This is a genomic window from Octadecabacter antarcticus 307 (genome assembly GCF_000155675.2).
In the GTDB taxonomy this organism is placed as follows: domain Bacteria; phylum Pseudomonadota; class Alphaproteobacteria; order Rhodobacterales; family Rhodobacteraceae; genus Octadecabacter; species Octadecabacter antarcticus.
This window is the reverse complement of the sequence record NC_020911.1, coordinates 3,112,344-3,138,942: the sequence shown is the minus strand read 5'-3', so window position 1 is coordinate 3,138,942 and position 26,599 is coordinate 3,112,344. Positions and strand designations below refer to the sequence as shown.

The 26,599-nt window shown below is 53.3% G+C and carries 29 protein-coding genes and 5 pseudogenes; 8 read left to right on the top strand and 26 right to left on the bottom strand.

Annotated features, from left to right (window positions below; all coding sequences use genetic code 11):
• Window positions 1–2: 2 nt before the first annotated feature.
• The 10 genes and pseudogenes from OAN307_RS16050 to OAN307_RS16005 form a co-directional block, all read right to left on the bottom strand.
• A complete protein-coding gene (locus OAN307_RS16050; protein ID WP_015500678.1) occupies window positions 3–647 on the bottom strand; it encodes a hypothetical protein in 645 nt (214 codons plus the stop codon).
• On the bottom strand, window positions 647–931 hold the full coding sequence (locus tag OAN307_RS16045; protein WP_245540866.1) for a hypothetical protein: 285 nt from the start codon (window positions 929–931) through the stop codon (window positions 647–649). Before OAN307_RS16045 ends, OAN307_RS16050 begins: the two co-directional genes overlap by 1 nt.
• Before the next feature lie 252 nt (window positions 932–1,183).
• Window positions 1,184–1,807, bottom strand: a complete 624-nt coding sequence (locus tag OAN307_RS16040; RefSeq protein ID WP_015500676.1) for a hypothetical protein — start codon at window positions 1,805–1,807, stop codon at window positions 1,184–1,186.
• A gap of 356 nt (window positions 1,808–2,163) precedes the next feature.
• Window positions 2,164–2,409, bottom strand: a pseudogene (locus OAN307_RS16035) (zincin-like metallopeptidase domain-containing protein); the annotation flags it as partial.
• A 119-nt stretch (window positions 2,410–2,528) separates the two neighbouring features.
• Window positions 2,529–3,527, bottom strand: a pseudogene (locus OAN307_RS30210) (tyrosine-type recombinase/integrase).
• Window positions 3,524–4,468 (bottom strand): tyrosine-type recombinase/integrase, encoded by a 945-nt coding sequence (locus OAN307_RS16025; RefSeq protein ID WP_015500674.1) that lies wholly within the window; start codon window positions 4,466–4,468, stop codon window positions 3,524–3,526. Before OAN307_RS16025 ends, OAN307_RS30210 begins: the two are co-directional and overlap by 4 nt.
• Complete coding sequence (locus OAN307_RS16020) at window positions 4,465–5,712, bottom strand: tyrosine-type recombinase/integrase (RefSeq protein ID WP_015500673.1); 1,248 nt, start codon at window positions 5,710–5,712, stop codon at window positions 4,465–4,467. The genes OAN307_RS16025 and OAN307_RS16020 overlap by 4 nt, the downstream gene beginning before the upstream one ends.
• A 77-nt stretch (window positions 5,713–5,789) precedes the next feature.
• Window positions 5,790–6,470: an ArdC-like ssDNA-binding domain-containing protein gene (locus OAN307_RS16015; protein ID WP_015500672.1), complete on the bottom strand. Its 681-nt coding sequence runs from the start codon at window positions 6,468–6,470 to the stop codon at window positions 5,790–5,792.
• 277 nt (window positions 6,471–6,747) lie between these two features.
• Window positions 6,748–7,209: a hypothetical protein gene (locus tag OAN307_RS16010; protein ID WP_015500671.1), complete on the bottom strand. Its 462-nt coding sequence runs from the start codon at window positions 7,207–7,209 to the stop codon at window positions 6,748–6,750.
• Window positions 7,199–7,549, bottom strand: a complete 351-nt coding sequence (locus OAN307_RS16005; protein WP_015500670.1) for a helix-turn-helix transcriptional regulator — start codon at window positions 7,547–7,549, stop codon at window positions 7,199–7,201. Before OAN307_RS16005 ends, OAN307_RS16010 begins: the two co-directional genes overlap by 11 nt.
• 462 nt (window positions 7,550–8,011) lie before the next feature.
• Here OAN307_RS16005 and OAN307_RS29045 point away from each other — a divergent pair, with 462 nt between their 5' ends.
• Both OAN307_RS29045 and OAN307_RS16000 read left to right on the top strand, forming a co-directional pair.
• Window positions 8,012–8,161 (top strand): hypothetical protein, encoded by a 150-nt coding sequence (locus OAN307_RS29045; protein ID WP_187292477.1) that lies wholly within the window; start codon window positions 8,012–8,014, stop codon window positions 8,159–8,161.
• 12 nt (window positions 8,162–8,173) lie between these two features.
• Window positions 8,174–9,793 (top strand): recombinase family protein, encoded by a 1,620-nt coding sequence (locus tag OAN307_RS16000; RefSeq protein ID WP_015500669.1) that lies wholly within the window; start codon window positions 8,174–8,176, stop codon window positions 9,791–9,793.
• Window positions 9,794–9,959: 166 nt separating this feature from the next.
• Here the strand turns inward: OAN307_RS16000 and OAN307_RS15995 are convergent, their stop codons facing one another.
• Together OAN307_RS15995 and OAN307_RS15990 are read right to left on the bottom strand one after the other, a co-directional pair.
• On the bottom strand, window positions 9,960–10,259 hold the full coding sequence (locus OAN307_RS15995; protein WP_015500668.1) for a hypothetical protein: 300 nt from the start codon (window positions 10,257–10,259) through the stop codon (window positions 9,960–9,962).
• Window positions 10,260–10,302: 43 nt separating this feature from the next.
• Window positions 10,303–10,836, bottom strand: coding sequence for a DUF3768 domain-containing protein (locus OAN307_RS15990; RefSeq protein ID WP_051068030.1), 534 nt, complete (start codon window positions 10,834–10,836; stop codon window positions 10,303–10,305).
• A 234-nt stretch (window positions 10,837–11,070) separates the two neighbouring features.
• Between OAN307_RS15990 and OAN307_RS15985 the strand changes: the two genes are divergently transcribed.
• A complete protein-coding gene (locus tag OAN307_RS15985) occupies window positions 11,071–12,195 on the top strand; it encodes a type IV secretory system conjugative DNA transfer family protein (RefSeq protein WP_245540865.1) in 1,125 nt (374 codons plus the stop codon).
• 580 nt (window positions 12,196–12,775) lie between these two features.
• Here the strand turns inward: OAN307_RS15985 and OAN307_RS15980 are convergent.
• The 6 genes from OAN307_RS15980 to OAN307_RS15955 all read right to left on the bottom strand — a co-directional run bounded on the left by OAN307_RS15980 (window position 12,776) and on the right by OAN307_RS15955 (window position 18,388).
• Complete coding sequence (locus OAN307_RS15980) at window positions 12,776–14,071, bottom strand: DUF4910 domain-containing protein (RefSeq protein WP_044044856.1); 1,296 nt, start codon at window positions 14,069–14,071, stop codon at window positions 12,776–12,778.
• Window positions 14,064–14,864 (bottom strand): AAC(3) family N-acetyltransferase, encoded by an 801-nt coding sequence (locus tag OAN307_RS15975; protein ID WP_015500664.1) that lies wholly within the window; start codon window positions 14,862–14,864, stop codon window positions 14,064–14,066. The genes OAN307_RS15980 and OAN307_RS15975 overlap by 8 nt, the downstream gene beginning before the upstream one ends.
• A 756-nt stretch (window positions 14,865–15,620) precedes the next feature.
• Window positions 15,621–16,004, bottom strand: coding sequence for a hypothetical protein (locus OAN307_RS25390; protein ID WP_015500662.1), 384 nt, complete (start codon window positions 16,002–16,004; stop codon window positions 15,621–15,623).
• A gap of 152 nt (window positions 16,005–16,156) precedes the next feature.
• Window positions 16,157–16,384, bottom strand: a complete 228-nt coding sequence (locus tag OAN307_RS15965) for a helix-turn-helix transcriptional regulator (protein ID WP_015500661.1) — start codon at window positions 16,382–16,384, stop codon at window positions 16,157–16,159.
• 102 nt (window positions 16,385–16,486) lie between these two features.
• Complete coding sequence (locus tag OAN307_RS15960; RefSeq protein WP_015500660.1) at window positions 16,487–17,188, bottom strand: hypothetical protein; 702 nt, start codon at window positions 17,186–17,188, stop codon at window positions 16,487–16,489.
• Between the two features lie 12 nt (window positions 17,189–17,200).
• Window positions 17,201–18,388, bottom strand: coding sequence for a site-specific integrase (locus tag OAN307_RS15955; RefSeq protein WP_015500659.1), 1,188 nt, complete (start codon window positions 18,386–18,388; stop codon window positions 17,201–17,203).
• Window positions 18,389–18,797: 409 nt separating this feature from the next.
• On the opposite strand from OAN307_RS15955, the pseudogene OAN307_RS26695 reads away from it, so the two are divergent.
• Window positions 18,798–19,243 (top strand): annotated as a pseudogene (locus OAN307_RS26695) (transposase); the annotation flags it as partial.
• A gap of 86 nt (window positions 19,244–19,329) precedes the next feature.
• Here OAN307_RS26695 and OAN307_RS15945 read toward each other — a convergent pair.
• Entirely contained in the window at window positions 19,330–19,575 is a 246-nt protein-coding gene (locus OAN307_RS15945; RefSeq protein ID WP_015500657.1) for a MerR family transcriptional regulator, read from the bottom strand.
• A gap of 431 nt (window positions 19,576–20,006) precedes the next feature.
• Between OAN307_RS15945 and OAN307_RS15940 the strand changes: the two genes are divergently transcribed.
• Window positions 20,007–20,603, top strand: a complete 597-nt coding sequence (locus tag OAN307_RS15940; protein WP_015500656.1) for a hypothetical protein — start codon at window positions 20,007–20,009, stop codon at window positions 20,601–20,603.
• 26 nt (window positions 20,604–20,629) lie between these two features.
• Here the strand turns inward: OAN307_RS15940 and OAN307_RS15935 are convergent.
• A pseudogene (locus tag OAN307_RS15935) lies at window positions 20,630–21,568 on the bottom strand (tyrosine-type recombinase/integrase); the annotation flags it as partial.
• On the opposite strand from OAN307_RS15935, the pseudogene OAN307_RS28175 reads away from it, so the two are divergent.
• Together OAN307_RS28175 and OAN307_RS15930 are read left to right on the top strand one after the other, a co-directional pair.
• Window positions 21,558–21,734 (top strand): annotated as a pseudogene (locus OAN307_RS28175) (IS5/IS1182 family transposase); the annotation flags it as partial. The pseudogenes OAN307_RS15935 and OAN307_RS28175 overlap by 11 nt on opposite strands.
• 99 nt (window positions 21,735–21,833) lie before the next feature.
• Window positions 21,834–22,220 carry an ATP-binding protein gene (locus tag OAN307_RS15930; protein WP_275450613.1) on the top strand — a complete coding sequence of 129 codons (387 nt, stop codon included), beginning with the start codon at window positions 21,834–21,836 and terminating at the stop codon, window positions 22,218–22,220.
• A 370-nt stretch (window positions 22,221–22,590) separates the two neighbouring features.
• On the opposite strand, the gene OAN307_RS30965 is transcribed toward OAN307_RS15930, so the two are convergent.
• The 3 genes from OAN307_RS30965 to OAN307_RS15915 are packed head-to-tail and all read right to left on the bottom strand — an operon-like array spanning window position 22,591 to window position 24,252.
• Window positions 22,591–22,851 carry a glutathione S-transferase family protein gene (locus OAN307_RS30965; RefSeq protein ID WP_051068029.1) on the bottom strand — a complete coding sequence of 87 codons (261 nt, stop codon included), beginning with the start codon at window positions 22,849–22,851 and terminating at the stop codon, window positions 22,591–22,593.
• A 36-nt stretch (window positions 22,852–22,887) separates the two neighbouring features.
• A complete protein-coding gene (locus tag OAN307_RS15920) occupies window positions 22,888–23,472 on the bottom strand; it encodes an FMN-dependent NADH-azoreductase (protein ID WP_015500652.1) in 585 nt (194 codons plus the stop codon).
• Window positions 23,473–23,502: 30 nt separating this feature from the next.
• Entirely contained in the window at window positions 23,503–24,252 is a 750-nt protein-coding gene (locus OAN307_RS15915) for an SDR family oxidoreductase (protein ID WP_015500651.1), read from the bottom strand.
• A gap of 108 nt (window positions 24,253–24,360) precedes the next feature.
• Between OAN307_RS15915 and OAN307_RS15910 the strand changes: the two genes are divergently transcribed.
• Window positions 24,361–25,293 carry a LysR family transcriptional regulator gene (locus tag OAN307_RS15910; protein ID WP_015500650.1) on the top strand — a complete coding sequence of 311 codons (933 nt, stop codon included), beginning with the start codon at window positions 24,361–24,363 and terminating at the stop codon, window positions 25,291–25,293.
• 59 nt (window positions 25,294–25,352) lie between these two features.
• Here the strand turns inward: OAN307_RS15910 and OAN307_RS15905 are convergent, their stop codons facing one another.
• The 3 genes from OAN307_RS15905 to OAN307_RS15900 form a co-directional block, all read right to left on the bottom strand.
• Complete coding sequence (locus tag OAN307_RS15905) at window positions 25,353–25,931, bottom strand: TetR/AcrR family transcriptional regulator (protein ID WP_015500649.1); 579 nt, start codon at window positions 25,929–25,931, stop codon at window positions 25,353–25,355.
• Between the two features lie 81 nt (window positions 25,932–26,012).
• Window positions 26,013–26,267: a nitrate/nitrite transporter NrtS gene (nrtS, locus tag OAN307_RS31365; protein ID WP_187292476.1), complete on the bottom strand. Its 255-nt coding sequence runs from the start codon at window positions 26,265–26,267 to the stop codon at window positions 26,013–26,015.
• Complete coding sequence (locus OAN307_RS15900; protein WP_044043893.1) at window positions 26,260–26,589, bottom strand: hypothetical protein; 330 nt, start codon at window positions 26,587–26,589, stop codon at window positions 26,260–26,262. Before OAN307_RS15900 ends, nrtS begins: the two co-directional genes overlap by 8 nt.
• Window positions 26,590–26,599: the final 10 nt, after the last annotated feature.

The following is a 26,599-nucleotide window of genomic DNA, read 5'->3' as shown; positions in this document are numbered from 1 at the left end:
TTTTAGGGGAAGTACGACCTCAACCCGATTTGTGCAACAAAGCCGTCATTATCTGCAAAGAACGGCGCGATGACGTTTTGAACAGCTTGTCCTAAAGGATGCACAAACTGCGTCACATCGACAAGTACGTCGCCCTCAATGGGCGGAACTGCTTGTGCGATAGTGCCCAGACTGTCCGAGATCACATCCAAGGCGGTCAACACCATCACCCGGTCGCTGCGGGCCTGCCCGGACCGCGCCAGCATATCCCGATACCGCGCACCCTCAACGGTATTGCAGAGCGCAGGCATTGGTGGGATTTCAGGGCTCAGTCCTTCGGCACTGAGCAAAGCCTTCCCGATACCCAACAATTGGATCTTAAGAGGCTCAGGTGTGTCTGGCGGCCAATGGTGCGACAGAGCGGCATCAATTTCTGCATCGCTGAGACGGACCTGACCGTTCAGTGCATGATTGTAGAGGAATTCTGTTTCTTCGCGGGCGAGCCGTTCGAGACGTCGCGGGCTTTCTTTGTGGAGTCGGTAGAAGACATAGGCCGGAATGCCAATGAGAAGGAACGGTGTGATGATCAGCGCTAATACCAAAATGGCGGTGACAACAATCGACCCAAAAATCATTGCGCCAGCACTGTCGTCAGAAAACTGCGCCATCAGAATTCAACCACGGTCCGGGTGCCAGTTTCGGCATTGTCCGTAAGCCAAATTTTCATTTGCTGCAGCACGGCCAAAAGTTCTTCTTCATAGATCTTTGATTTTGAGGGCGTGGCGCAGAGAAACGTATCCGCTTTGCCGTCCATCAGATGCTCAACGCGCAACTCGAACTTCTCGTCGCGCGCATCGTTTTTAGCATCTGCAGGACGGCGATCGATTAGTTTGGTTTTCAACAGCCCGCGCTGTTTGATGATCTGTTTTTCTTCATGGGTAAAGGCGACCATCAGGTGAACCTCATGAAAGGTTTTCTTAAAGATAAAACCCTGTTGAACAGTCTGGTGAGAGATTGAAACACGCATGGCGTTTCAATCTCGAAAGCTGTTGGCGTGCCCGATGGGGACGACAACAATAACATCCGCTAAAGCGGATAAAGTCACAGCTTCAAAACAACTGGTTTTGTTCATCGATGAACCTCTATGTTAATTGCTGGGTACCCATAGACGATACCCATAGAGGTTGGGGGTATTGTATGGGGGTCACGAGCTTAGATCTTTGAGATTGTTCAAATATTTCTTTAGCGTGTTGACGTTTGAAAATTTCTGCCCAGCAAGATCGTATTTTCCACTGGAAAATTTAATTTCCCTGCCTCTGTATTCGAGCAAGGTTCCCTCTGAGTTTAGAGGTAGGAAACCGTTTATATCCTTTGGCAAAGCTGCGAGCTTAGCTGGTGGGGTTCCGACATCTGTCGTGGGAGCATTGTCACTCCTGTGCGGCTCGCTGGCGCTCGGCTCCCCAAATGAAGGCCTTTTTGATTTGTCAGCTTCATCCATTTCTGTAGCCCAAGAAGTGGAATTTTGACTTCCTGGATTGAGGCTTTGTTTGGAAACTTCTAGCTGATCACGCGAAACTTTGAGCATCTGCTGAGAATATTCCGCAGTATCAACAGTTGCCCGCCCAATCTGAACAAAGGCCACAAGGAGAAGACCAGCTATTCCAATGCTAAGACCAGGCACCATTGCCAACAACCCAGCGCCCGCACCCCCGTATCGTGAGCCGCCGCCTGCGCCAATAAGAGCAACGAGAACTCCAATGACTACGATTGACCAGGCACAGAATGCTAAGAAACTAAAAAGCGATCGCGCAACTTCATAAGATCTCATCAGAACATTCCTTTTTCAAAACCTATTGATACGATCCTGCGGCGTTCAATCAAAACGTGTCAACGAAATTGTCGGTCATTAAGAAGCCACTGAAGGGCCGACAGTATGTCATTGGGTCACCGGAGGAACCAAAAGCTTGCAAAGGTGGTCCCGGATCACGTTTCAGACGTTGGCCAAGCCATGCTTGAGATAGGCGATGTTCGGGGGATGTCTTGATCGCATCCCCAACGGGCAGTGAAGGCTGAGTGGCGGATGATGCACGCAAGCTGGTGGCCTCCTTAGATGACCGATGGGTCTTGCGATGGCATTGGCAGGATCCAAAAAAGGCCCCTCAAAAAAGAGGGGCCGAATAGGCACTACAGGACGAAATCAATCGCTGCCTGCGCCTTGGCTGCGGCTGTGAAAATGGCCTTCTTGTCGTCCTTCAGGACTGACAGCCAGTTTCCCAAGTATTGGGCATGATCCTCGCGTGGGGATGAAGAGATACCAAGCCGGGCGCAGAAGAACGCAGAGCCGATCTCAGCCACCAGTTCTTCCATTGCGTAGGCGGCATCTCCAAACCTGTTGCGCAGATCCCGATTGCACCGGGACGGATGTCCTGTCCAATGGGCATTATGCCGATGTCGGCATAAGACGCATTATGCCGAGCTTCGGATTATGCCGCGCCGATCCTCACAACCTGTTGCGTTGAGGGAAGACCGGCGCGGCATGTCGGCATAATTCAGAGCGCTTCGAGGAAGGCCAGCAGTTCATCTCCCGGTCGATAGCGTCCGCCTGTGCCGTCGACTGGCTTCGTCAGCGCCATCGCTCTTTCCTTCAGTTCGATATCGGCATGGATGTAGACCTGTGTCGTTTCAATCGATTCATGGCCCAACCAGAGAGCGATGATTGTTCGATCCACACCGCTTTGCAGAAGCTGCATCGCGGCAGTGTGGCGCAAGACATGCGGCGTGACGCGCTTCAATCTGAACGTCGAACTGTTCGAGGCCGCCGTCGCCGCATGCTTCCGAACTATCCGTTCAACCGCGTCTCGGCTCAAAGGTGTTCCACGGATCGTCGCGAACAGGGGGTCACTGGGTTCAGCGCCGATTCGAGCGAGCCACGCCCGCAACGCGTCCCGGCTGTCTGCGCGAAGCGGCGTTGCGCGTTCCTTTCAGCCTTTGCCCATACATCTCAGATGCGGTCCCGTGCCGAGTTCAACATCGCTGATGCGCAAACCGATCAATTCCGATACACGCAAGCCCGTCTGAAGCATTGTGAGGAGCAGAACCCGGTCGCGGCGACCAAACCAGGTCGATTGGTCAGGCACCTTCAGCAAGGCTTCCATTTCGTCACGAGTCAGGAAGTCCACGACACGTTTTTCGTGCCGCTTGGACGGCATTGCCAGCACCTTCTGGCAATGATGCAGCAATTGGGGTTCACAACCCGCCACATATTTGAAGAATGAGCGAATGGCCGCCAGGCGCGTGTTCCGGCTTCGCGCGCTGTTCCCTCGTTCCTCCTCGCAAAACATCAAGAACTGCCCGATAATGTCGGCATCAATATGGGCTACATGCAGCTCAGTCGGCGGCAGTCTGGTCTCCGATGCCGCGTATTTCAGCAAAAGCCTGAAGGTATCGCGATAGCTGGCAATTGTGTTTGGGCTTGCTTGCATTTGGGTCAGCAGACGTTCGGTAAAGAAGCGTTGCACATATACGGGCAATGGGTAGGTCGCGATCATGATGCACCCTCCAAAACCTGCCGTTCAGCCCGCGCCGCGGCCAACTGCATCAGCTCGGGCACCGCCTCAATGTACCAGAATGTGTGCTTTGGCTCGGAATGGCCAAGATAGGTGCTGAGCTTGTACATTTCGGCCTCGATGTCGCGGCCTTCTCGGAACCAGTCCAGGATGGTGTGAACAGCAAAACTGTGCCGCAAATCGTGGATACGAGGGCCACGACCGTGGCGGTTGAAGGCTTGCGGGGATCGCAGCCCGATATTTCTGCCAACTTGCGCGAAGTTGTATCGCGCCCCGCAATCTCCCGCCGGTTCACCATCCTCCTTGATGAAGAACATCGACGACCGGTGCGCGACCAACCGATCCCGCAACTCGGCATAGCGGGCCAGCCGATGGACGGTGTCTCCTTTGATGGGAAGCTGCCGATCCCTGCCATTCTTCGTGTTTCTGAGCGTGAGGACGGCCCGTTCCAGATCGACGTCATGCTGGTTCAATGACAAAGCTTCGTTCACGCGCATGCCCGTCACCGCGATCAAGCCGAACAGGGTTTGCCACAGGGCGGCGCGGAGGCCATAGGGCGAAGGCAACCGACCGGCTTCCGCGACAATATCCGCAATCTGACTGGGCGCGTAGATGTACGGCACCCGTCTTCGGTAGCGGCCCATTACGAGCTGGTTGGACGGGATTTCGGTCCGATCATCGTGTTCCGCGAGCCAGAAGGCGAACCTGCGGACCATGCCAAGACGACGAGCCCAAGTGTTGTTGTCCGCACTGCCGTAGTTTGCCTTCCAATCAAGGAACAAGGACGTCGAGATCTGATCGAACCCGTTTTCATCGCCATAGGTCGTGAACTTGCGCAGGACCCTTTCATCAAAGGAGAGGTCAAAACCCATCGCGCGGCGCAGTACCAGATACTCATCAAGCCGTTGAGACAGTGTCTTCATTGCACTTCCTCCGCCGTCGGCCAGGGACGCGAGATTGTGCGCAAGGCATCGACATCATGTTGCGCATAGATGGTCGTGGTCATCGCAGATCGGTGACGTAGCACATCCCCAATCTCGTCGAGCGATGCACCCTTTCGCAACATGTCAGTCGCAAGGCTGTGTCTCAAAATGTGCGTGCCGATATAGGCCTGCGGAGGGCTAATACCAGTCGCGTCATAGGCATCTCGCAATATCCAGCGCAGGATCTGAGCATCCTTGAACCTCTTCAATGGTGGCTTCACTGACACAAACAACGCGCGTTCTGGCCCCCGTCGCTCATTCTGAATGTAGTCCACAATTGCCTCGCCAACCTCTGACGGCATTGGCATACGATCATGCAGCTGTCGTTTGCCTCGGATCAAAATTTCGCCCGCGCGCCAATCGATATCATCCAGCTCTATCGCAGTAACTTCCGGCGCTCGAAGACCGAGGCGGGCGATGAGCATCAGCATTGCATAGTTCCGACGGCCCGTTTTCCGGTGCTCGCGCACCACCTCAATGAGCCGGTTGACCTGTTCCGGCTCCAGATATCTCGGGATGCCGGTCGACTTGGGCTGTCGAGCTTTCGGCACAGCATTGCTCAGATTACGCTCTGTTTTGCCGCTCCAGAACAGGAACTGGAAGAGGTTACGCAGATGTGACGGACCTGTCTTGTCGCGCGGCGCATTTTGCGCCTCCCGCAGTCGAAGGATGAACCCGGTGATGTCGCCGGGTTTGATCGTATTCAGTTCACCCAAACCGGTGCCGAACTTCGCGGTCAGGAACCGGTCGCAAAACCGCAGGCAGTGATAGATCGTGTCCTGTGATAAGCCGCGCTGACTGCGAAGATAGGTTTCGTATTCCCTTTTCAGAACTGCCCTCGGAAACATGTCGAGCGCCGGTTCTGAGCGTGGCGGAGCGCCTGCGTTTTCAATGAAGTAGTCCCTGAACCGATTGATGCGGTACCGACAGTGCTTTTGGTCTTTCGCAGAAGCCGCATTGATGATCGGCGTCGCCAGTTGGTCCATACGATCATCGATCAGGTCAGCAGGACGGAGATTTATTGCCAGCATCGCCGCCCAAAACGCCTCGGCTGTGGTTCTGTAATTGGCAATGGAACGGAGACTGTACCCCTCAGCCTCGATCTGTAAGGCAAAGCGACCGGCATGGCTGCCAGCTTTCAGTTTCCGCTTCGTCGTTTGGTCTGGGTGCGTATCATTTTCCATGAGTGTTTCCTTCATATGGTTGAAGGTTGCACCTATGGCAGATCGCCACGCTTACATGGCGGTTCTGAGCTGCAGTCTTATGCAGCCGGAAAACGACAAAAACCGCAGGAAACAAGACCTCGCCTGAACAAGTGCGGCATAATCCGAAGCTCGGCATTATGCGTCAGTTCATGCAGCAACACGGCATAGTAGTTTTCGTTGCGCGTGCCGGAGGCGGTATCAAAAAACCGCTGGCTCTCTGGCATGGTGATCTGATCATCGGTTGGGCTGTAATATGCTTGCGCACCAGCCTCCCGAATGTCTGCGTCGGCTTTTGCAATCACCGCATCGATCACCGCGATACGTTCAACCGGCTCGTTAGAACCCGCCAACGTGAGCGGGTCATACCCGTCCACCTGACCGGCGTTGAAGACATTGAAGTATTTCAACACGCCGTAGGTCTCATTTTCATCATCAGTGCGTTCTCTCGTCACCTGTTTGTAAAAGATAACAGCGCTCGATTTCTGCCCCTTCTGCACCGACGCGCCTTTCTCGCGCCACTGCCGAAACGTACCCCAAGTGCCGGTTGTGAACCCGTGCACCCGGGCTGTGACCCAGAGGTTGATGATGTTTACACCGCTGTATTCAGCGCCAGAGGCGATGTTACTCGGAACCTCATTTGTGCCAGTCCGGTTCCAGGGCATGATTGGTCTTCCGGGGGCAGATTCGATGGATGCCACCAACGCATTGGTGACTTCAGCGTATATATCGCGTGTCATTGCAGTCTCCGATTTTTGTGAGGAACAACTGCACGTGATGATACCATTATTGTGGAAAGCGCGCGAATTCGTCAAGCGGTTAAAAGTGCCGCAACACATTGTAATTATGATTAAAAGAAGAATTATGTCTGGCCATTTTTAACCATATAGCTTCTGATGCTCGACTTGGGTCGATTTCCTAGACAGGTCAGGCGCACCTAACGAATGGCGACGTATTATTGCGATCGCATCCAATATGTGCGGCGAGCATCATGCTGAGATTGGCGTCCCACAGGACTTAGCCGTCATCTATGATTAGAGCCGCCATTGAGAGTGCCTCGAAGTAAATGGCACTCACGGGCTCTGCTTCCCAGATCTTTGGGGTTTTAGGCAACCAGGGCGCGATGGCGGGAAAGCGTTTGGCGAGGGACTGAGCTTCGTGATATTTATTGGCAAACTGCTGGTCGCGTTGAACCAGATGATGCGGAGTGGCGCTGTCGGTCAATTCCTGCACCAGGGCATTAAGAACCTCGAGTGAGATCCCCGATTTGCGCGTTGGTTTGAACGGGTCCTCAGTCACGACTAAACTCGGCTCAAATCGCGCCACTGCTCTGCGAAACAGGGATCGGCCCTTCGGGGCTGACAGGCTTGCCGCCCGTGAACAATGCCAGTCCTTCAGTTTGCCATCGATCAGAAAAACGTAAGCCACTTTGCCGGAGGCAACGGCAATAGCGAGAACGCGTTTTCGCTCAGTCGTCATAGACCTCGCTGTTACTACCTTCCAAACGTGCTCTCAGGCCGTCCAATGTCCGGTTCCTGTTGTTTGCGGGGCCATAGTGCTCTTGCGGCTCTGGTAGATCCGTAAGGTGACAAAAGACATCCGCTTTGACCTCATCAAATATCCCGGCAAAGAGACTTTCGAAGCTGCGGCCATAGATCATCGACAAGGTGCAGATGTCGCGCACACTTGGGCGCTGTCGGCCATTCTCAAGGTTTGAGATTTTGGTTTTGTTGACGCCCATGAGGTGAGCGCAGTCAACCTGTCTGAGGCCCGAATTTCGCCGGGCAGCTCTCAGGTCGAGAGTAAATTCCTGAATCATAAAAAAGAACTTATGTGAAGCTGGTATGTCCCCAGTTTACAGCAAGTGGAGAGATCGCAAAGCCCTGCCCAGATTCAAAAATGGCAACCATCCCAAACGGCCTTACCTACTCCGATCTCCCTTGGCGTTCGGTTTGGTTTTGGAATGGTGAAACCATTCCGAACGCCAGGAATCAGAGCAGGCAGTTGTTCTGGAGCGTTAAGGTTTTCAGAAGAAATCTTAGCCGATTGCAGGGCACATGCTACAGGACCTAAAGTGCATGGATGACAACTAGCTCCAAGCTTGCCACGCACCAAAGATGACTCTTTGCCAAAGACTCGGTAGAATATGTAATGGAGCCGAACGGCGGGCAGGCCGCCTAACCAGCTTCAAACCCTCATTGTCTAAGTCAACGATCTGAGTTGCCGTCCTCGCATCTAAGTCGGTGTATGCGACGCCGACATCTGCCCGTATTCTTGGGCTATGACTGAAGAACAACGCTTTGAACAATTCATCGAGCTGTGCAAACGCATCTTCGAGCGCATGGAGCGTGAAGACACTTGGCCGTGGCCCGACGATGAGATCGATGAGCCGCCGGAACTGGAAGAAAGCGGCACTATTACCAGAGTTTAACGTAAACCACATATGACCACATGTTTTGGATACACCCGCGTATCCACCGCCAAACAAGGCGAAGGGGTTTCCTTGGAGGTCCAAAAAGAAGAAATTGCCCGCTACGCTGAAAAGCATGGGCTGACGATATCGCGCTGGTTTGAGGAAAAAGAAACCGCTGCCAAATCTGGGCGACCGATCTTTGATGCCATCATCCGCGATCTCAGTAATCACAAGGCTGATGGGTTGATCGTCCACAAGATCGATCGCTCCGCGCGCAATTTTCGAGACTGGGCTAAAATTGGTGAATTATCAGATCAGGGCGTTGTCATCCACTTTGTCACCGAAAGCCTGGATTTCCAATCTCGAGGTGGTCGGCTGACAGCGGACATCCAAGCAGTGATCGCATCAGATTATATCCGTAATCTGCGAGAAGAGGCTAAGAAAGGTCTGCGCGGCCGCTTGAAACAGGGGCTCTATCCGTTTCGGGCACCAATCGGATACCTTGATCAAGGTCGTGGCAAAGCCAAGATACCAGACCCCTCAAAAGCGCCACTGATCCAAGAAATGTTTGAGCTCTACAGGATGGGAAATCACGGCATTCGTTCATTGCATGCTGAGATGAGCACGCGTGGGCTCAGAAACCACAGCGGTGGCGTTTTATCCCGCCATGGGATTGAGACCATTCTCTCAAACCCGTTTTACACTGGCATGATAAGGATCAAGTGTACCGGAGATACCTATGACGGGATCCACGAGCCGCTGATCTCAACTTCGCTGTTCCAGCGGGTACAGGACATGAAGGCCGGGAAATGCGGAAAAAAGACTACCCGGCACATGCATACGTACAGGGGCTTGTTTAAATGCGGCCTGTGTTTGTTCGCGATGATCGCCGAACGGCAGAAAGGGAATGTGTACTATCGTTGCCATACGCTGGACTGTCCGACCAAAGGCATCCGTGAAGAAGTGATTGAGCAGGCTGCATTCTCAGAATTTGAAAGAAGCAACATTTGCCCAAAATCCTTTGCCGAGTTGGTTAATGAATTGGAGGCTTGGAAGGTTGGCCGGCAAGATCAACATGACGAAGCGGCGTCGCTCAAGATGCAGCTCGGCAAGCTTGAGGTGCGATTAGACAACCTGATGAACGCGCTAATCGAAGGGCTGATCGACAACGAGGCCTATTCCAGAAAAAAGGCAGGCCTCAACTTCGATATTAGGCGCATTAAGGAGAGCCAAAAAGACAGCGCTGGAAAGGAAGCTGAGTACATCTATCTCAAGAAATTCCTCGAACTGGTAAAAAACCTTGCCCCGCTTTACCAGACCGCAAATCCAGAAGAAAAACGCATGTTTGTTCGTTTGGCGACCTCGAACCGCACAGTAGCCTCAAAGTCAGTATGTTTTGAGCCGTCAAATTGGCTTGGTGCAGGGCATTCTATCTTAGCTGCCCCCGTTGGTGCACCATGTCGGCCCACTTCTCGAACCCTCACGGCGACCCAGATACGACAACTTGATGATCTATCTGAGACGTTGCGGGAGCCAACGATCAAGGACCTGGTGGCTCAGTTGAGCGATATTATGCTGCGACACACTGGGAGCGTGAAAGGATGTGAGTTGGTTATGCCTTGCAGCCGATCTCAGTCCTACACCCCTTGAATTGCATGCGTTGCAACTACCAAGCGGTGCAGAGTTCGGATAATCAGAATCGAAGATAAGTGGCTAATACGCTTACGGACGAACCGAACATATCGGAACGGTAGGTGCGGCGTTCGCGTCGAACATCAAAAGAAAAAGCCTGCCCCAATTGGGACAGGCCAGTCACTCAAAACAACGCCATCTGCTCATCGTCTGGGTCGGGTATCCCGTAGATGTGCCGTGCCATGGCAAGGGTCTTTGCGCCTGAAAAGGGTGGTGTCTCTGTCCGGAGGTTCAAGAAACGCCACCCACCCCAGATTTTCAGGCCCGCCGCCTGATGCGCGACGTCCAGACGGCCTGGCCCGCAACTGCCACCGAAGATCCCAAGGACTTGTTCAAGCGCGGATGTCAGCGCAGTGTCTGTCATCCCGATGGCAATCTCGTCCGCAAACCATTTCGGCAGGGCCCGCGTAGCAATGCGGAACACCTCTTCCTTTTCAGTTTGAAAAGTGAGCGTTTGTCACGCGGCGTCAATACTCACTCGCCAGCATGATCGTCAGGACCCGGTGAGTGATATCCTCATTGGCCTTGTCCAAAGAGTGAGCGTTCATCTCGAGGTTGAAATAGTCGATCTTCCAGAACAACTTTGTCCCGTCGATGGTGATTGCGCCAAAGTCATGCTCCTGGTGAGGATCGTTGGCCTCGCAGAACTGATCAAAGCCAGCAACTGCTTGGCAGACGCTTGCCAGATACGCTTCGCCAAATTGTTGGAGGCCAGCTGTAATCACAACGGTATTGTGCTTATCTTGGCCCCGTCGCAAAGCATCATTGAGCCGAACGATCCGTTTCAAACGGAAGGTTTTGTCGACTTTCCAAATGGGCGTGACTTCACCCCCGCAGTTGTCACAGGAAAATCCGTCAAAGACAGTCTTTAGGGTCCAGCTACGTGTTAGCAAGCTCCAGTATGCCCAAGCATCCCGTACAATTTGGGTTTGGCCGCATTTACCGCACATTGGGTATGCTCCGACCAGGTTTTCAATCTCTATATTCTGTTGAAGCCCCATGTTGTTCTCCTTGCGTAGGGTGGCCGCCCGAAACAATTTCAGGCGCACCCCTCGAAAGGAGATTCGTGGGATCAATGAACTGATCTGTATCTAAACTATCAGATGACCTAGATGCACAAAGCCCCCCTGCATTGCAGATACGACAACCTCCAAAATGCCACGGGAGGCAGTGTATTCTACTTTGGTAGCGAGCGTCATACTTGCGGCATGATATGGAACCCGCACAGCGTCACCATGATTGGCACCGCCTTTAGCCGACGTGGCAACAAACCATTCGGTATTCGCCTCACTGACCGACTTCAGCATATTTACATCCTGGGCCAGACTGGGACTGGAAAATCCACGCTGATGGGCAACCTGATGCGCCAAGATATGCGCCAAGGCCACGGGTTTTGTCTGATTGATCCGCATGGCGATTTGGCAAAGCAGATTGCGCAAGTTTCGCCAGAGGATGCGGTCATTTGGAATGTTGCCGATCCTGACTGTCCTTACGGTTACAACCCAATGACACGCGCTTCGGAGAGGTTCCGGCCCCTGATTGCATCTGGATTGATCGACACACTGAAGAAGCAATGGGCGGATGCCTGGGGTGCCCGTATGGAACATCTTTTGCGCTATTCGATACTGGCGCTACTGGATCAGCCGAGGACCGATGTGCGCGACATCATGCGGATGTTTCTGGACAATGACTTTCGCAAGAAAATCCTGAGGCAGGTCACAGACGAACAAGTGCAACTGTTCTGGCAAAAAGAGTTTCCAGCGATGAATTATAAGAATGCTGCCGATGGTGTGGCACCAATTGCCAACAAGCTCGGGGCTTTTTTGGCCCATCCTGTAGTGCGTCGCGCCTTATGTGAGCCAAAGACCCCGCTTCGGTTGCGTAAGATCATGGATGAGGGTCAAATCCTGATCATCAATCTCGCAAAGGGCCAGCTTGGGAGTGACACGTCCAACGTGCTGGGTGGGATGATAACATCCGGCCTGGCCCATGCCGCCTACAGTCGACACAGCACCCCTGAGCCAGAGCGCCGCCCCTTTTTCCTCTATGTGGATGAGTTTCATTCTTTCACTACCGACGCGATGGTGGAAATGTTGTCCGAGCTGCGCAAATATGGTCTTTCTCTCACACTGGCGAACCAATATTTTGGTCAGATCGAAGGCGATGTATTGGACTCGATCCTCGGTAACGTCGGCACAGTAATTGCCTTCCGAACCAGCCCAATGGATGCTCCCAGTCTTACCCGACACTTTGACGGGGTCGAACCGCGTGATCTCATCGCAATGCCGAATTACCGGATGATGGTGCGGCTGATGGACAATGGAGAACGGACGAAGGCGTTTACCGCCTGGGGTGTGTAACAAAACCTCTTTTTGAATGAGCACCCAAATCCCAATTCATAGCGCCTCAGGCTCATAACCTGAAGGTCGTAGGTTCAAATCCTACTCCCGCAACCAAATTATCATAACAATATCAACGCGCTAACAGCCACCTTAGGGTGGCTTTCGGCGTTGGCAAATCGCCCGTGGAAGGCCCGTGGAAGATCGCGGGAGATACAAATGACTGTGGCGCAGATGCAACGAACACAGACACGGGACTATGTTCTAATAAGACCATAGGCGGACCGGTGACCGCAATGCCACGAACACCAGCCATGAGGCCAGAGCGGTCGATGCTGCGCCATGCACATTTTGGGCGGAAAGCTGACCTTCGCTGCACTTCGCACGGATGGCGGCTCTGCGAACTTTACAGATGTTCGAAATGTTATTTGCAGGGGCCGCTATCAGGCTCAACAAAGAGCTCGAGCTGGCGGTTTTTTGGTTATTCAGATCCTACTTCAATTGTTAGCGTTTGAAGTGTCCTAGTCAGCTACACTTATCTACATACCCAAACTTGAATTTCTCCATACACAAAAGGCTGAATTTACTCAGCCAGCAGTCATTATAAAGCATTTTTGTTGGAGTCGCACGATATCAAATCATGTTCCAGCATGATTCTTGCCTCATCCAAAACCATTGAAAGAGGTGCGCCGATCAGCGTTGCAATGTCGAAAAGTGTATTTGAACCATCTGCATAAGCCAAGAAGTCCATGCGTGTACGGATACTGCTGTATGATCCCTTTTGGCTGATTGTGGGATACAGACCACGCTTGCCAAGCTGCGGTTCGCCTTTAATCCGCACCTTTGGGTAGAGACCGATCTCAAAAGCGTCAATCACTGACCGCATGACTTCAAAGGCACCATCCAGTCCTGCTTGTGTCACAACGTTGAAGTTATCTGCATCGGTGTGATACTCAGGATATTCGCCATACTTTGAACGGCAAAAGCCACAGAGTGGCATATCAATTCCCGGGGCTCCATATTGACGTTCATCGGACCCACGTTGAAGGAACGAATAGGTTCTTACATTATCTAAGCCGATAAGTGCGGCGCAAAGTGCTTTATCTGCAAGAGTGTTAGCGTAACGGCTTTCAACATGGCTATACGCGCGTTCATCGCCCACACACGATAGGTTAAAACCACAAACCACCCTATCCTGCATTTCAGGAAGATGGCGCGACATATAGGCGATTGATCCGATGGTTTCGGGCACCAAAATGAACCGATAAGAACAACGTGGTTTTGGATAATGATCTTTCACATATTTCAAAAGCGCCATCGATAGCACCGGGCCGGATAACTCGTTATTGGCCATCGATGGGTGGCAGATATACGATGAAAACATGATCTCATCGTCCCGCTGTCCTTGAACTTTTGCATCGCCAACTATCAGTTCGCCATCAGTGAGCGCACTTTTCACTACAGCACGGTATTCGCCATCCGGTAAGGTTTGTTTGTCATCGTGCGCCATACAAAACCCCCAACGATCTTTGTAGTAGCTGGTGACATATGGGATCAGATCAGGCTGGTCTTCTTGCGTGTAGATATGAGGTAGGAGTTCCGCCTTATCCATATGCCGATCAATCGGCAGGGAATAACCAAGTATATGCAAGTTGTTCCTCTTGAACTCTGCATATCGAACGCCTGTTGCAACGTGCTCAATATAAGCGTCTTCAATGTTCCATTCTCGCGGTATGGTCCAATCAAAAACATGCGTACCGGTCTCAAAAGACTGGGTTATTACTTCTGGATTGATGCCTTTGAGGTAATCAAAAGTTTGCCGCACCCCGTTGCCGGTAAGTGAACGCGCGATTGGGAACAGATCTTTGGCCCAGCCAAGCATATTAGAGTCAGACATTTTCATATTCCTCAATACTGACGCGTCGCGTGCCACCATTTGTCGCCTTCTTAAAATGCTCAAGAGATAGTTCGTCAAGCATGCATAGGGGGTCGTCGGTTAGCTTGTTACCCCAAAACTCTTTCAACGACCGTGTATTCAAAAAGAAAATCGCATCGGATAAGTCCGAAAGTCGCATGATCCCCTCCGCTTGAAGCTCTTCGTACAGTCGGGGCCAATCGTAGTCCATATGCACACCCAACGGCCTGACATGCATTGTAAAATCACAGTCCGTTTGGCTGGATTTAGACATTATCTGACCAGGAAAGGATTTGGCATAACGGTATAGCGGAGGCCCGACCATTTCTTCGATGTAGTGAATGAATGTGATAGATTTTAGATCAGCACCAGCGAACATAAGATCCGCGTTCAGATCGCATAGTGTTTGAAATCCGGACTGCGGACCGAACGGATTGATCGCTCGGTCATTTTTAATTCCCAAATCTGTTGCGCTTAAGAACGAGAAAATTGGAACTTCACTGCGAACAAACGAGGTGGATGTCCGCATATATTCTGGGAAAGATCCAACTTGCACTGGGTCTTCATCAACATTGAATTTGCGGCTTTTACCGTAGTCATAGTTGAACGCCGGAAACATCAATCGGCTTTCATCCCCGTTCGCGAAAGACGCGTAGAACTGCAAAAGCGTGGCTTTAACGTCATCATTAGCGGTCACACCGAAAGTGCGGGCCGCTTCAAGCGACCTTCCTATAGCAGAATGAATAAACAACGGGATTCCCAAACGATCGTTCATATTGTCCACCTTTGCCTAATCCGCTGACTTACGGCTCATCGTAACGTTATGTGCCTAACTTTCCTATGGCTCAAAAGCGGTCCTTCGTGCAACTAGCAGCATAGAGCAGTTTGGGCTCACTGCTACCGTTCGCTGCGCCATTTACGGAGGTCCGCTCAGGGCCGAAAGCTACGTTGCAATCATCACCTTCCAAAAAACCTGACCTCACAAGAATGTAGCTGACCGTCTTAGTGCCTGTCCGTCGGGTCGCTTTCGCTAATCCCGCCAAGAGCCGTGACAGGTTATGCGTCAACAGGTTGGTGCGGGCGCAGGGAGTGAAGCGACTGAGCCACGGCCTGTTGATGCATGTTCTGGCATGGATCAGGGATTTGTTAGCGAAAGCAATCCAAACGGCTTAAAGGCACGTCGCCCTGTCCAGAGGAGAGCAAGAGCGGGCCTTTCTGATCAATATTGAGTATTAGATTTTGGGTCTGGTTTGTTGACTTGTTCGAGGGCGCACCGCTGCCGCGCCAGCGGCGAGGGGCGTGCCGTAGAACAAGTTGTGCTTAGTATCACTGCACATGTGTCCCAAATATGATTACCGCACCACCCACAGTGGGGTTTAGTTCGAGGTTGGCTTTTGCATAGTTTTCTTTGCTAGAAAAGGCACTGGCCCCTTAGAATTTGGATGAATGTGACGTATTGGACTTTGTCGGTGGTCAGAACGCCTATTTGCGTCAAAGTCTCATTTTTTGGGAAGAGGTACGAGGGTCTGATCTACTTTGAGAAGATCGCCAATCTAAAACACATGTTGCCATTTTTATCTTCATATTTTGTGGGCTTCATGGCCGGTTCTTCACGCTCTTCACGCTCTTGACGCTGCACAATCTCCTCTGAAACCGTGTAGAAGATGCGTCGAAGGTCGTGGCCTCGGCTCGTTGTCACGGCTTCGATCTGTACGAGGTCTTTCATGATTTGGCCAACGTGGTCCGCTCTGCATCCGATCCGATCTGCAAGCCAGTCGCGGTTGATTTTCACGAGCCCCGTATAGGGACAAAGCTCGGACAAAATCACTGCCCACACCTTCACGGCCACCTTGGGACGTTTGGAATTATCTGCCAGCCACAGCACGATTTCGGCGTTCTTTTTTGGGTTTATCATAGCAATTTACCTTGTTTCTCTGCCAGCGTCCGCGCCTCACGGCACATAAGTCTAAAAGCTGAGGTTTTGGCGCTTCAAGTTAACTTCTGACGGGGCCAAAAGTCGTTCTATGGAGGTATCGTTTCGGCGTAGTTGAAGGACAAAAAGCGATGTCATTGCCCGCCGTTTTCGGATGTATGGCTACGACGGCGGCTGTTGATCCATGCATTCAGGTCATCTAGCCGATAGCGGACGTTGCGCCCGATTTTGTAATGATCTGGGCCGTAGCCGATAACACGCCACTTTTGCAGCGTGCGTTTTGATTGGCAAAGCAAGTTGGCGGCCTCTGTTTCGGTGACAAGCGGGCCTTGAGCGCCGCCGTTGGGTGTATTGAACGACATCGGTTCGATCCTTTCCGACTGATTGCGATTGAGGCGACCATAAGAAAGGAACGGTTGCTTTGTCCCTTTGGAACGTTGGCAAAATAACGGGCGAACTGCGTTCTAATTCTTCCAGTAGGGGCTTTGGCGGTCTCTGGTGATCTGCTTCTTCATCGCGTTAAGAACTTTCTGTTCGGCGATGTCGGGTGCTACTTCATCACAAACCTGAACACAGAACTCAGCCGCCAAAGAATTGGCCGCGCCCTCGTAGTCGTCTCGGGTGAAGGCCTTACCTGTCGAAGTGCGCCAGACAAGCCGCATGTTGGCAATCCAGTCTTCAAAATCTTTATCAATGTTTGGACCTTTCGTCGGCTTCTTCAACTCGATCTTCTGAGCGTATTCAGCTCCTTGGATCAACAAAGTGAGCTGCGCACGTAAAATCTCCACGTTGAGAAAAGCCTTATCAGCGACAGGTGGCGGTGTTTGCATGCTGTCCGTCTCGAATGCCCCACATTCAATATCAAACTGCTCTCCGTTAAAATCGCCAGTGGCGGTCCCAATAACGTCTCGAACGTGATCGGGTAAAGTATCAATGAAGTCCCTGAATTTCGCAGCATTGGTGCTGACCTTAGCGAGAGTTATTCGCTGTTTCGTTAGTGGCCCTTGCTGTGTTGCAATCGCCCGCCGTTCGATGAAGCGGGCGCAATACAATTCAAGGTTCGATTGAAATCGCGCAACGCGGTCTGTTGGAATTTTGTAGGTTTCGACGAGTGTTGAAACGAACTCTGCTGACAGTACCCGTTCGTTATTTTGATCCTCGGACATTTCACTCACCTCCTACGGCACAACACGCAAATAATTCACTGGCTGCGATCCAATGCCCAGAGCGGATTGCAATGACGAGGCGTTTTCTTCGGCGGCTTTCAAAACGGGATCGTCGGCAAGGTGGGCGTAGCGCATGGTTGTCTGTATTTGCGTGTGACCCAACAGCTTCCCAACCATTTGAATAGGCATGCCCGACGACACCGCGTTTGAGGCGTAGGTGTGCCGCAGGTCATGGATACGCGTGTGCGGCAATCCTGCGCGTTCCCTGACCCGTCTCCATGGATGCTGTAGGTCGGTGATGTGGCGCCCCTCTACAGCGCCGCAAACCACGTAAGGGTTACCAACTACACGGGGAAGGGCTGCAAGCACGTCACGGGCCGCTTTTGGCAATGGAATACGCCGCGCACCTGTCTTCGTGTCTGGTAGTTCCATGCGCTTCGCTGTCAGGTATTCCCATTTCAGCGTCTGTATCTCTCCCAAGCGACACCCTGTCAGGATCAACAGCCGAAACGCAGCCACGATGTACGGAGATTCTGAGCCGTCCAGTTCACATGCAGCCAACGTTGCGCCAAGTCGTTGAAGCTCGGATTGGCTGAGAAAGGCCTCACGTTTCAATTCGCGATATTTCGGGACATGGCGACACGGGTTTGATCCGTCAGGCCGCAGACCCCATACTTCGGCAAGGTTGAACATCTTCGACAGCACACCCAACACGCGGTTGGCCTGATAGGGTGTCTCTTTCATTTTGTGATGGATCGCGGCGATATCTTTGCGCTTAACGTCCACCACCTTGAAAGCGCCCAAGGCTGGCTTGATGAAGATATTTAGGCCGCGCTTGTATTCGGCTGCTGTTGAGGGCTTGCAGCGTTCGAGGACGTGAACCTCTAAGAACCGATCGCATAGCGCACCGACTGTTGAAGCGCGTCGATGAATGCTGATCTCCTCGACAGGATTTCCGCCCATCGCGACCTTGCCTAAAAGGTCCTTGGCCTTGGCGCGGGCCTGTTCGGCCGTCAGTACACCGTGGCGACCAATCGCAGCCCGCCGCGTGCGCCCGCCTTTGAGGTATTGCACCTGATATGTCCGCACACCGGACGGCATGATACGCACCCCGAACCCTCTCACCTCATCATCCCACGCAAAGTAGTTTGTGGCTTTGATAGGCAAATTTTCGACGAACCGTTTTGTCAGCTTTGGCATTGTCATTACTCCTCATACGGCTCTCTCGTGGAAGTCAGGTGGAAGAAGGAGAGAGCAAGCCGTGGCGTAAGAGGTAGGAATCATGGGTAGTGATCGTCAATTAAAAACGTTCATAACCAATAAGATAGGGTAGTGAGGCGTGGTTGGTCGCACTCTGTAGAAGCAGCCAGATACCGTCTCATAACCTGAAGGTCGTAGGTTCAAATCCTACTCCCGCAACCAATATAATAAACAATATCAAATGCTTAAAGCCCGACCTAATCAGTCGGGCTTTTGCGCGTCCAAAACACATCAACGCCACCTCAACGTTTGACGAGTCGTTTGTGAAAAGTACGATACCAGTGTTGACTTGCTCCCCTGAATAGTCTGCGATTTGGGGTTAGTCTGTTCCTTACAAAGGAGACAGACGATGAAGCGATCAAGGTTCACTGAGGAACAGATCATCGGCATTCTGAAGGAGCACCAGGCCGGGCTTGGGGCGAAGGATCTGAGCCGCAAGCACGGCGCCAGCGATGCGACCTTCTACAAATGGCGGGCCAAGTTCGGCGGCATGGAGGTGTCGGACGCGCGGAAGCTGAAGGCGCTGGAGGCCGAGAATGCCAAACTGAAGAAGCTGCTGGCCGAGCAGATGATGGACGTGTCGACATTGAAAGAGATACTGGGAAAAAACTTCTGAGGCCTGATGCGCGGCGTCGCGACCTGGATTGGGCCATGAACCAGAAGGGATATCGGAAGCGGCGGGCCTGCGCTTCGGCGGGGATCGACCCGCGAGTGTATCGGCGGTCGCCAACCAGATCAGATGACGCTGACCTGCGGGCACGCCTGAAGGATCTGTCATCGGAACGACGGCGGTTCTGCCAACCGGTCACGACGCCACTGGTCGTATCTGGTGATGAGCATGCGGTGTATCGATGGGCGGTGGGCGTTGGAGATCATTCCGGTCATGTCCGACCTCCAGCTGCTCTTGTCCTTGGCAATTCCTGCGCGGCCAGCCAGTCCTGCACGGCCTTGCGCCGATAAAGCACCATACGACCAGCTGTTACGCAGGGCGGCCCGAAGCGGCGCGCTTTCCATCGACCTAAGGTGTCGACTGTCACGCCCAGCGCATCGGCCAGGTCCTTCCGGCTGATCCAGCCCGACAGCAGGGCTGGGGTGACCGTCTTCGGTTCAATCTGTGATTGAATCATTATTGCCTCCTATTCGACGCCCGGCGTGGGCGATCGTCGTCAGGCAGCGAGAACAGATCGACAGGGGTGGCGGGGTGGCGCAGGGTGGCGCTCATTTAATGACACCAATGCCACCCTTTGTTTTATTGAGGATTTGAGATTTTTCGGTTTGGACACCGGCCCCGCATGCGACGTCAACGAACGACTCAGATTGCGATCCTTCTTTGTTTCGTCTTTTCTCCTTTTAGGCGAGTCGCGTGTGGCGCGGAGAGAAAGGGGGAGCAGGAATGACCGAGATCTTTTTTAACTGCCCATGATTTTTCCCCTGACCCTCGCCACCGTACTTTTTGCGCGTGGCTGATCTCCATTTTAGGACTGCCAGGTTTCAGGCTGCTCTCATCAGGTGAGTGGTGCTAGGGCCTGTTTCATAAAACAAGAAAAGGAGCTGAGGCATGGCTTTACCACCCCGCGTCTATTTTACATTGCATGAAGCCGCAGCCCGCTGGGACTGCACCCTCGCCGATATCGCAGGCTGGGCCTCGGTCGGGCGCTTTGACATCGTCACCGCAATCGCGCCGGTGGCGTCGGGATTACAGATTGTGTCCGGATACGTTGTCGTCTCGGTTACGGACATCCTGCAGATGTTCCGACGCTGCGGAACCGGGCCCACAGAGAGCTTTCTGCGTCGTGTGTGGCCCAAAGACCAAGAAGGCTGGATCATGATTGCGGACCCGGCCGACCGCATCAAGGTCACGCTGGCGGACCTGCTAATCATGGCCGAGGACGTCCACCGTTTCGAGGCGGACTGTGATCTACTGCGCCGCCCGGCATCACACATTGGGTCAACCGCACGCTATGACTGGGATGGGATGTACATCGCACTGATGGTCCGCATCCATGATCAAGGTCTTCCTGCGACGCAGGCCGAATGGTTGGGTGAGGTGCAGGATTGGTTTGTCGCCAGCAGTGAAGGTGGCGAGGTTCCAGATGAACGCACGATCCGCCGCAGGCTCACCCCGATCTGGAAAGCACTGCGGGGATCCTGCTGATCATCAAAACGCCGAGGTGCAGAAGTTCAGGCCGACTTTTGCGCCTCGTCGGCGTCATGCACCAGTTTTGGCCGGGGCCGGAATGCGCTTGCCACCGCATCGACGCCCGCACGCAGCGGCGAGTCCATCAGATGGGCGTAGCGCTGCGTCGTCTGCATCTGGCTATGACCCAAGAGCTTGCCGATCATTTCCAGCGAGGCACCGCCGCTGACCAGTAGCGAGGCAAACGTGTGGCGCAGGTCGTGGATCCGGACATCTGGGATGCCGACCTGCTTCTGGATATGGGCCCAGAAGCGGCGGATTTCCCTCACGGGCTGGCCTGGAACATCACCGGGAAACAGCAGGACGCAGCCGCGCGGCACCAGCAGCTGGCGCTGACGCACGATTGCCGCCGCCTCGTCGGAAATCGGCAGGCGGTGGATCTTGCGCTGCTTGGTCATGCTGGCAGGTTTCGACCAGCTCAGGTGTTCAAGGTTGAAGTGTTCAAACTGCGCCTGCCGCACCTCACCGACCCGCGCGCCGGTCAGCATGCACATTCGGATGATATCGGCCGCGCGGCGATCCTCGGCAGTCTCCAGCGCTTCAGCCAGTTTGTGGATTTCTTCATGGCAGAGAAAGCGTTCGCGGGGGTTTTCGATCCGACGGCGGAAACTTGAGGCTGGGTTATCGTCGCGCCAGCCCCAGCCGACGGCATAGGTGAACATCTTGCGCAGGACTTCACCGGTCCGGTTGGCGCGCACCGGGGTCGGCTTGGCCGCTTGCAGCTTCCGCGCCCGGTTGTTCGGCGTCACCTTCGAGGGTCGGGCGCGGCCCGCTGCCACCTTGTTCAGCAGCTTTTCCACATCGTAGGGCGTAATCTCTGTCACGAGTCGATTGCCCCAATCCGGTGCGACCAGCTTGGCCAGCATCGATTTCTGGTCGGAGGCGTTGATTGGCGAGAGGTGCGGCAGGTGCACCTCAGTGTACCACCGCAGGAGTCGTGTTGAGACAAAGATGCATTGTTTGAAACTATTCGGGCAGCGCCTGGCCGCCCGAGACTTTGACCGGCAAGTTGCGGAAGTCCAAATCCGTGCCGCGATACTCAACGGCTTCACCGCCCTTGGCATCCCAAACACCGTTACTGTAGGCTGAGTCCGTCAGGGGTCAGGGGAAGCACGCCATAAGGGCGATTTGTGCAACAAAGCCGGTCCAACTGCTCATGCCTTCCAGTTATCACGCTGGATTCACACAGTGAATCCCATCCGAGGATTTGTGAAACAAAGCCAGTGCCCCCTAAAAGGGGGGTTTTTTGCGTATGGCTTCTACCGCGTCCTGTTCACACGCACGACAGACTTGGTTCAAAAGCTCCAACAGGCCAGACGCGATCTCGCACTTGAAAGTGCCATAGCAAAGCTCGACAAATTCGATCTGTTGATCCTCGACGACTTTGCCTATGTCACAAAGGATCAGGCCGAGACCAGCGTGCTGTTCGAACTGATCAGCGCCAGATATGAACGGCGATCCATGCTGATCACAGCAAACCAGCCCTTCGGGGCATGTGATACGATCTTCCCAGATCCGTCCATGACCATGGCAGCCCAGATCGATTGGTTCACTATGCGACTATCTTCGAGATGAACGTCGAAAGCTATCGAAGGAAGGCTGCAATAAAGGCCGGTCGACAAGACCGCAAAACAAAAAAAAGCGCAAGATGGTGACAAACCCCGTTGTTCAAGGTGCGGTGGATCAGGTTGTTCCATGCGTCGATGTCAGCCGCCAACGCTTCTGGACAGAGATCAATTTGTGTGTGTGCTTCGCCTTTGAAGGCTTGAGGCAGCATGCGGACCAGGTCCGCAGACTCATTAGAAACAAGCCGCTGATCAGTTTTGTCTACGAGTAAAGGAACAGTGACGCGGCCTGTGTGGGTTGGGTCGCGTCGTCCATAGACCTGATGCAGGGCCGATGCGTCGCCAATATCATCGAAATACCCTTCGGATGGATTAAATACTCAGCCCTGATCCATGCGCCGAGGAGCTACCATAGAAACCGAGATGGCGTCTTCCAGTCCAAGAACAGCGCGCAACAGCAAGACGCGGTGCGCCCAAGGGCAGTTCCACGCCGCATAGAGGTGATAGCGGCCCGCTGTCGGCGGAAAGGTTGTGTCCTCCCCGCCAATCCAGTTGCGCACGACACTGGGCGTTCTTTTCCAGTCGCCTTTTGCGGTGACGCTGCCAAGTGTTGCGTCAGTGGTCCATTTTCCGGCAATCATTTTGCCAACGGCTGCGCCTTCCTTGACGGTGTGTGGTTAGCTGAGTTTATTCGCCAGCGCTTTGATTTCATCTGTCGCACGAAGCAACGCCGTATCGTCCATCATATGTTTGTCAGCGGCGACGAACGTGACGTCAGTGATGCCGATAAAGCCCATGATATGGCGGATATAATTGCTCGCAAAATCAATGTCGGAACCGATCGGCGTGCCGCCAGAAACATAGACGACTATGGCGCGTTTGCCTTCGAGCAGCCCAACTGGACCGTTCTGCGAATAGGCAAATGTCCGGTGTGCGCGGCAGACCTGATCAATCCATGCTTTGAGCGCAGCAGGCACTCCAAAGTTGTAGATTGGCAAGCCAATCAGCAGTGTATCTGCGGCCTCCAGCTCATCAATCAAGGCGTTAGATACCGACAGCTTCGCATTCTGTTCGAGGCTTCGGTCATCCGCAGCGGTGTTGTTCGCCGCTACCCATTCGGCGTCCACATGTGGCAGGCTTTCCGTCAGGTCGCGTTCCACAACTGTTGCAACGTTCCCCAGTTTGGAAATGAACGTATCCATCAGGACACGGGAATGCGCGCCGTCGGTCTGAGCGCTGGAATCAATACGTAGAATTTTCATGTTTGTGCTCTTTTCTTAAAATATTGGAGTTTAGAGTGTGGACCAACCACCATCGATCGCGATCTCTTCGCCACGGATATATGAAGCATCTGAAGACGCGAGGAAGGTGACCGCTCCTGAGATTTCCTCTGCTTCGCCAAATCGCCCTGCGGGAACTTTGGATACGACATCTTGCGCCATCGCATTCAGGTCATCTTCGGACATTTCAAGTTTGCTATAAATCGGAGTGTTGATGGGACCCGGCGCAATCGCGTTTACCCGAATACCTTGCCCGCCAAGCTCTGCCTGAAATGTGCGCACAAGCGAGCGAACAGCAGCTTTGGACGCAGAATAGATGGCCATACCCGGCTGGGCTAACACATCAAGGCAAGAGGTCGTCATAATGATGGAACCGCCGTCGCCCATCAGTGGTGCGATGGCCTGAACCGTAAAGACCGGCCCCGCGACATTGATCGCAAGCTGGTTGTGGATGTGGTCTGTATCGATGGAACCAAGGGGAGCGGGCCACGTCACGCCTGCATTCACAAACAGGACATCGACATGTGAAAACTGCGCAGCTACAACTTCTGCAAGGTGGATTGCGTCCTCGGGCACTTCAGTACGCGCAACAGTCCCCATCGCATTTGGCCCGAGCTTTTCTGCTGCGTCCGCTACGCGTGCCTTGTCTTGGCCAGTGATCAGAACTTTAGCGCCATCATTGATAAAGCGTTGCGCCGTGGCAAAACCGATGCCCGTCGTGCCGCCTGTGATAACAACTTTTTTTCCAGTGAAATCTGTCATTTTGCATTCCTTCTTAGGTGTGTCATTTCGCTTGACCCTTAGATAACACTTGCTGAAAATGAGAGTATGGGTTGATTTGGCAATACATACTTGCCGAAAGGAGAAGTCTTGGCGCGTTTGGATGAGATTGAGACGTTTGTTGCGATTGTCGATGCAGGGACTCTCACAGAAGCGTCGCGGCGTAGCGGATTGGCTTTGTCGGCTGTCAGCCGCCGTCTTCGTGACCTTGAAGCGCGGATGGGGACAACCCTGATCCACCGCTCCACCCGAACCTTTAGCCTATCCAGTGAAGGTCAGGATTTTTATCTGCGGTGCAAACAAATTCTGTCCGACCTGCAAGAGGCAGAGACTGACCTGCGCGACACCAAAGGGCGCATCACGGGGCGCATTCGCATCGCAGCGCCACTGACGTTCTCTGTCTTACACCTGTCGCCGATCCTCAATGAGTTCATGACCCTTCACCCCGAAGTTGAGATCGATCTGGACGTAAATGACAGGCAGGTTGATTTAGTGGCCGAAGGATTTGATCTTGCGATCCGGATTGGTCGCTTGAGTGACAGCAGTTTTCTTGCAAAGCGTTTGACGCGTATTCGCCATGTTCCCACTGTCGCGCCAAGTTTGATCGAACGGTTAGGACAGCCAGAGAGACCCGAAGATCTCACTGATTTTCCTGCGCTGACGTATCGTTCTAGTGGCCCGGGAACAGAGTGGCGGTTTGTGCGTCCGGATGGACGAAAAGGGAGTGTGACGGTTAAAGGAACACTGGCCTGTAACAATGGCGATGTCCTGCGGTCTGCCGCGATTGCTGGATTGGGTGTAGCATTCGAGCCGACATTTATCTGTGGCCCCGCCATATTAGATGGCCTACTGACGCCGCTGTTTTTTGATCATACATGGTCTGAAAATGCCGCCTATGCTGTGTTTCCCCCCGGTCGGGCACAAACAGCCCGTGTCCGCGCGCTCATCGAACACATCGGATCACATCTCACGAAAACGCCTTGGTGGGACGCAAAGCTGATGGAGAAATATAGCATGGCATGAGGCCGCGTTTCGCACGGCCATTATGCGAGGCCCCGCCGTACGCCGATCATTTTAATGAACTAGGACAACAATATGACACTTGTCCTTGCAATCTCGCGTAGTTCCTCTGGATCGGATGACCAACGGGCAGTCAATCCGATCGCGCGGCCTTGTGCGACGTAGAAACGCGCGAGCTTCAGCGGATCTTGGTCCTCTGGAAACTGCCCATCTTTTTCCGCCTGTCGAAGTCGCGTGTATATTGCGGCCTCTTCTTCAGCAAAGGCTTTAAGAACACGGCGCCTAATTTTATGGGTGCGTTCGTCGCCGTTCATGGACGCCATCAGTAAAAAACAGCCTGGTTCGGCGCATTCGGCGGTCAAAGTATTGATTAGAACGTTTAATGCGTTCTCTATCGCTGTCCTTACGTCGGGATGCTCAAGTGCCTCAAGCCATTTCTGGCGCGACTTTTCAAGGTAACGTTCTAACACCGTTAGAAACAGAGTTTCCTTATCGGTGAAGGCCCCATAAAGACTGCCTCTGCCCAACCCGGTCGCATCCGTCAGATCATCAATTGAAGTTGCATCAAACCCTTTGCGCCAAAAGACACGCATGGCACTATCGAGAGCTTTCTCGGTATCAAATCGGCGAATTCCAGCCACGGGACACTATTCCTTCTTTCTGGACTGTTCAGTTTTGATTGCTTCGCTTTAGCGACTGTCACATGCCTATATGTTCATAAACTATACAGTTTGTAGTTCGCGGATAGCCATTACGGACGATAGCGTCGAGACGCAATACGGTACAACATAAGTCACAGCGATGCGGATCGCATCAGATTGGGAAATCGAGCCCCAAAATATGGTGTCGCCATGATTGATTATTGCCAGAATCGTGCCCACAGCCAACGATATACGAAGCGCCCTTCGTCGCACGGGACGCAACAGTGCTAAGCCAACTGCAGATTCTTGCCTGACAAAATTGACTAGCTTAGCCATGCGCAGCAATGTTGACGGCCACAAGGTCCTCAGTCGTCACCGCAAACGCCCGCAGCGCAAAGCTTTCATTTGACGCGAGATTACATAGCGCTGCGATGTCACGGCCCAGTTGCCTGATTGTTTCCGCATCACGGTCCGGTTTTTTCATAAACAGAAGTTCTGCGTAAACGGCGGCGGAGGTTGGCCCTGTTTCGGCACGCATTAATAAAAGGTTGACCGCAGGCGCCCCTAAGCTGTCGCACATTAATGCATCGATCTGCTTCAGCTTCGGGCCTATGCGTGCGGCCGCGGCTGCTGATGCCGTGATTTTGAGATTTGGCATCAGACCGACC

Bases quoted from the DNA above. Each gene is read 5' to 3' on its own strand.
- OAN307_RS16050 (WP_015500678.1), bottom strand. From the start codon at position 647: ATGGCGCAGTTTTCTGACGACAGTGCTGGCGCAATGATTTTTGGGTCG.
- OAN307_RS16045 (WP_245540866.1), bottom strand. From the start codon at position 931: ATGGTCGCCTTTACCCATGAAGAAAAACAGATCATCAAACAGCGCGGG.
- OAN307_RS16040 (WP_015500676.1), bottom strand. From the start codon at position 1,807: ATGAGATCTTATGAAGTTGCGCGATCGCTTTTTAGTTTCTTAGCATTC.
- OAN307_RS16025 (WP_015500674.1), bottom strand. From the start codon at position 4,468: ATGAAGACACTGTCTCAACGGCTTGATGAGTATCTGGTACTGCGCCGC.
- OAN307_RS16020 (WP_015500673.1), bottom strand. From the start codon at position 5,712: ATGGAAAATGATACGCACCCAGACCAAACGACGAAGCGGAAACTGAAA.
- OAN307_RS16015 (WP_015500672.1), bottom strand. From the start codon at position 6,470: ATGACACGCGATATATACGCTGAAGTCACCAATGCGTTGGTGGCATCC.
- OAN307_RS16010 (WP_015500671.1), bottom strand. From the start codon at position 7,209: ATGACGACTGAGCGAAAACGCGTTCTCGCTATTGCCGTTGCCTCCGGC.
- OAN307_RS16005 (WP_015500670.1), bottom strand. From the start codon at position 7,549: ATGATTCAGGAATTTACTCTCGACCTGAGAGCTGCCCGGCGAAATTCG.
- OAN307_RS29045 (WP_187292477.1), top strand. From the start codon at position 8,012: ATGACTGAAGAACAACGCTTTGAACAATTCATCGAGCTGTGCAAACGC.
- OAN307_RS16000 (WP_015500669.1), top strand. From the start codon at position 8,174: ATGACCACATGTTTTGGATACACCCGCGTATCCACCGCCAAACAAGGC.
- OAN307_RS15990 (WP_051068030.1), bottom strand. From the start codon at position 10,836: ATGGGGCTTCAACAGAATATAGAGATTGAAAACCTGGTCGGAGCATAC.
- OAN307_RS15985 (WP_245540865.1), top strand. From the start codon at position 11,071: ATGATTGGCACCGCCTTTAGCCGACGTGGCAACAAACCATTCGGTATT.
- OAN307_RS15980 (WP_044044856.1), bottom strand. From the start codon at position 14,071: ATGTCTGACTCTAATATGCTTGGCTGGGCCAAAGATCTGTTCCCAATC.
- OAN307_RS15975 (WP_015500664.1), bottom strand. From the start codon at position 14,864: ATGAACGATCGTTTGGGAATCCCGTTGTTTATTCATTCTGCTATAGGA.
- OAN307_RS25390 (WP_015500662.1), bottom strand. From the start codon at position 16,004: ATGATAAACCCAAAAAAGAACGCCGAAATCGTGCTGTGGCTGGCAGAT.
- OAN307_RS15965 (WP_015500661.1), bottom strand. From the start codon at position 16,384: ATGTCGTTCAATACACCCAACGGCGGCGCTCAAGGCCCGCTTGTCACC.
- OAN307_RS15960 (WP_015500660.1), bottom strand. From the start codon at position 17,188: ATGTCCGAGGATCAAAATAACGAACGGGTACTGTCAGCAGAGTTCGTT.
- OAN307_RS15955 (WP_015500659.1), bottom strand. From the start codon at position 18,388: ATGCCAAAGCTGACAAAACGGTTCGTCGAAAATTTGCCTATCAAAGCC.
- OAN307_RS15945 (WP_015500657.1), bottom strand. From the start codon at position 19,575: ATGATTCAATCACAGATTGAACCGAAGACGGTCACCCCAGCCCTGCTG.
- OAN307_RS15940 (WP_015500656.1), top strand. From the start codon at position 20,007: ATGGCTTTACCACCCCGCGTCTATTTTACATTGCATGAAGCCGCAGCC.
- OAN307_RS30965 (WP_051068029.1), bottom strand. From the start codon at position 22,851: ATGATTGCCGGAAAATGGACCACTGACGCAACACTTGGCAGCGTCACC.
- OAN307_RS15920 (WP_015500652.1), bottom strand. From the start codon at position 23,472: ATGAAAATTCTACGTATTGATTCCAGCGCTCAGACCGACGGCGCGCAT.
- OAN307_RS15915 (WP_015500651.1), bottom strand. From the start codon at position 24,252: ATGACAGATTTCACTGGAAAAAAAGTTGTTATCACAGGCGGCACGACG.
- nrtS (WP_187292476.1), bottom strand. From the start codon at position 26,267: ATGGCTAAGCTAGTCAATTTTGTCAGGCAAGAATCTGCAGTTGGCTTA.
- OAN307_RS15900 (WP_044043893.1), bottom strand. From the start codon at position 26,589: ATGCCAAATCTCAAAATCACGGCATCAGCAGCCGCGGCCGCACGCATA.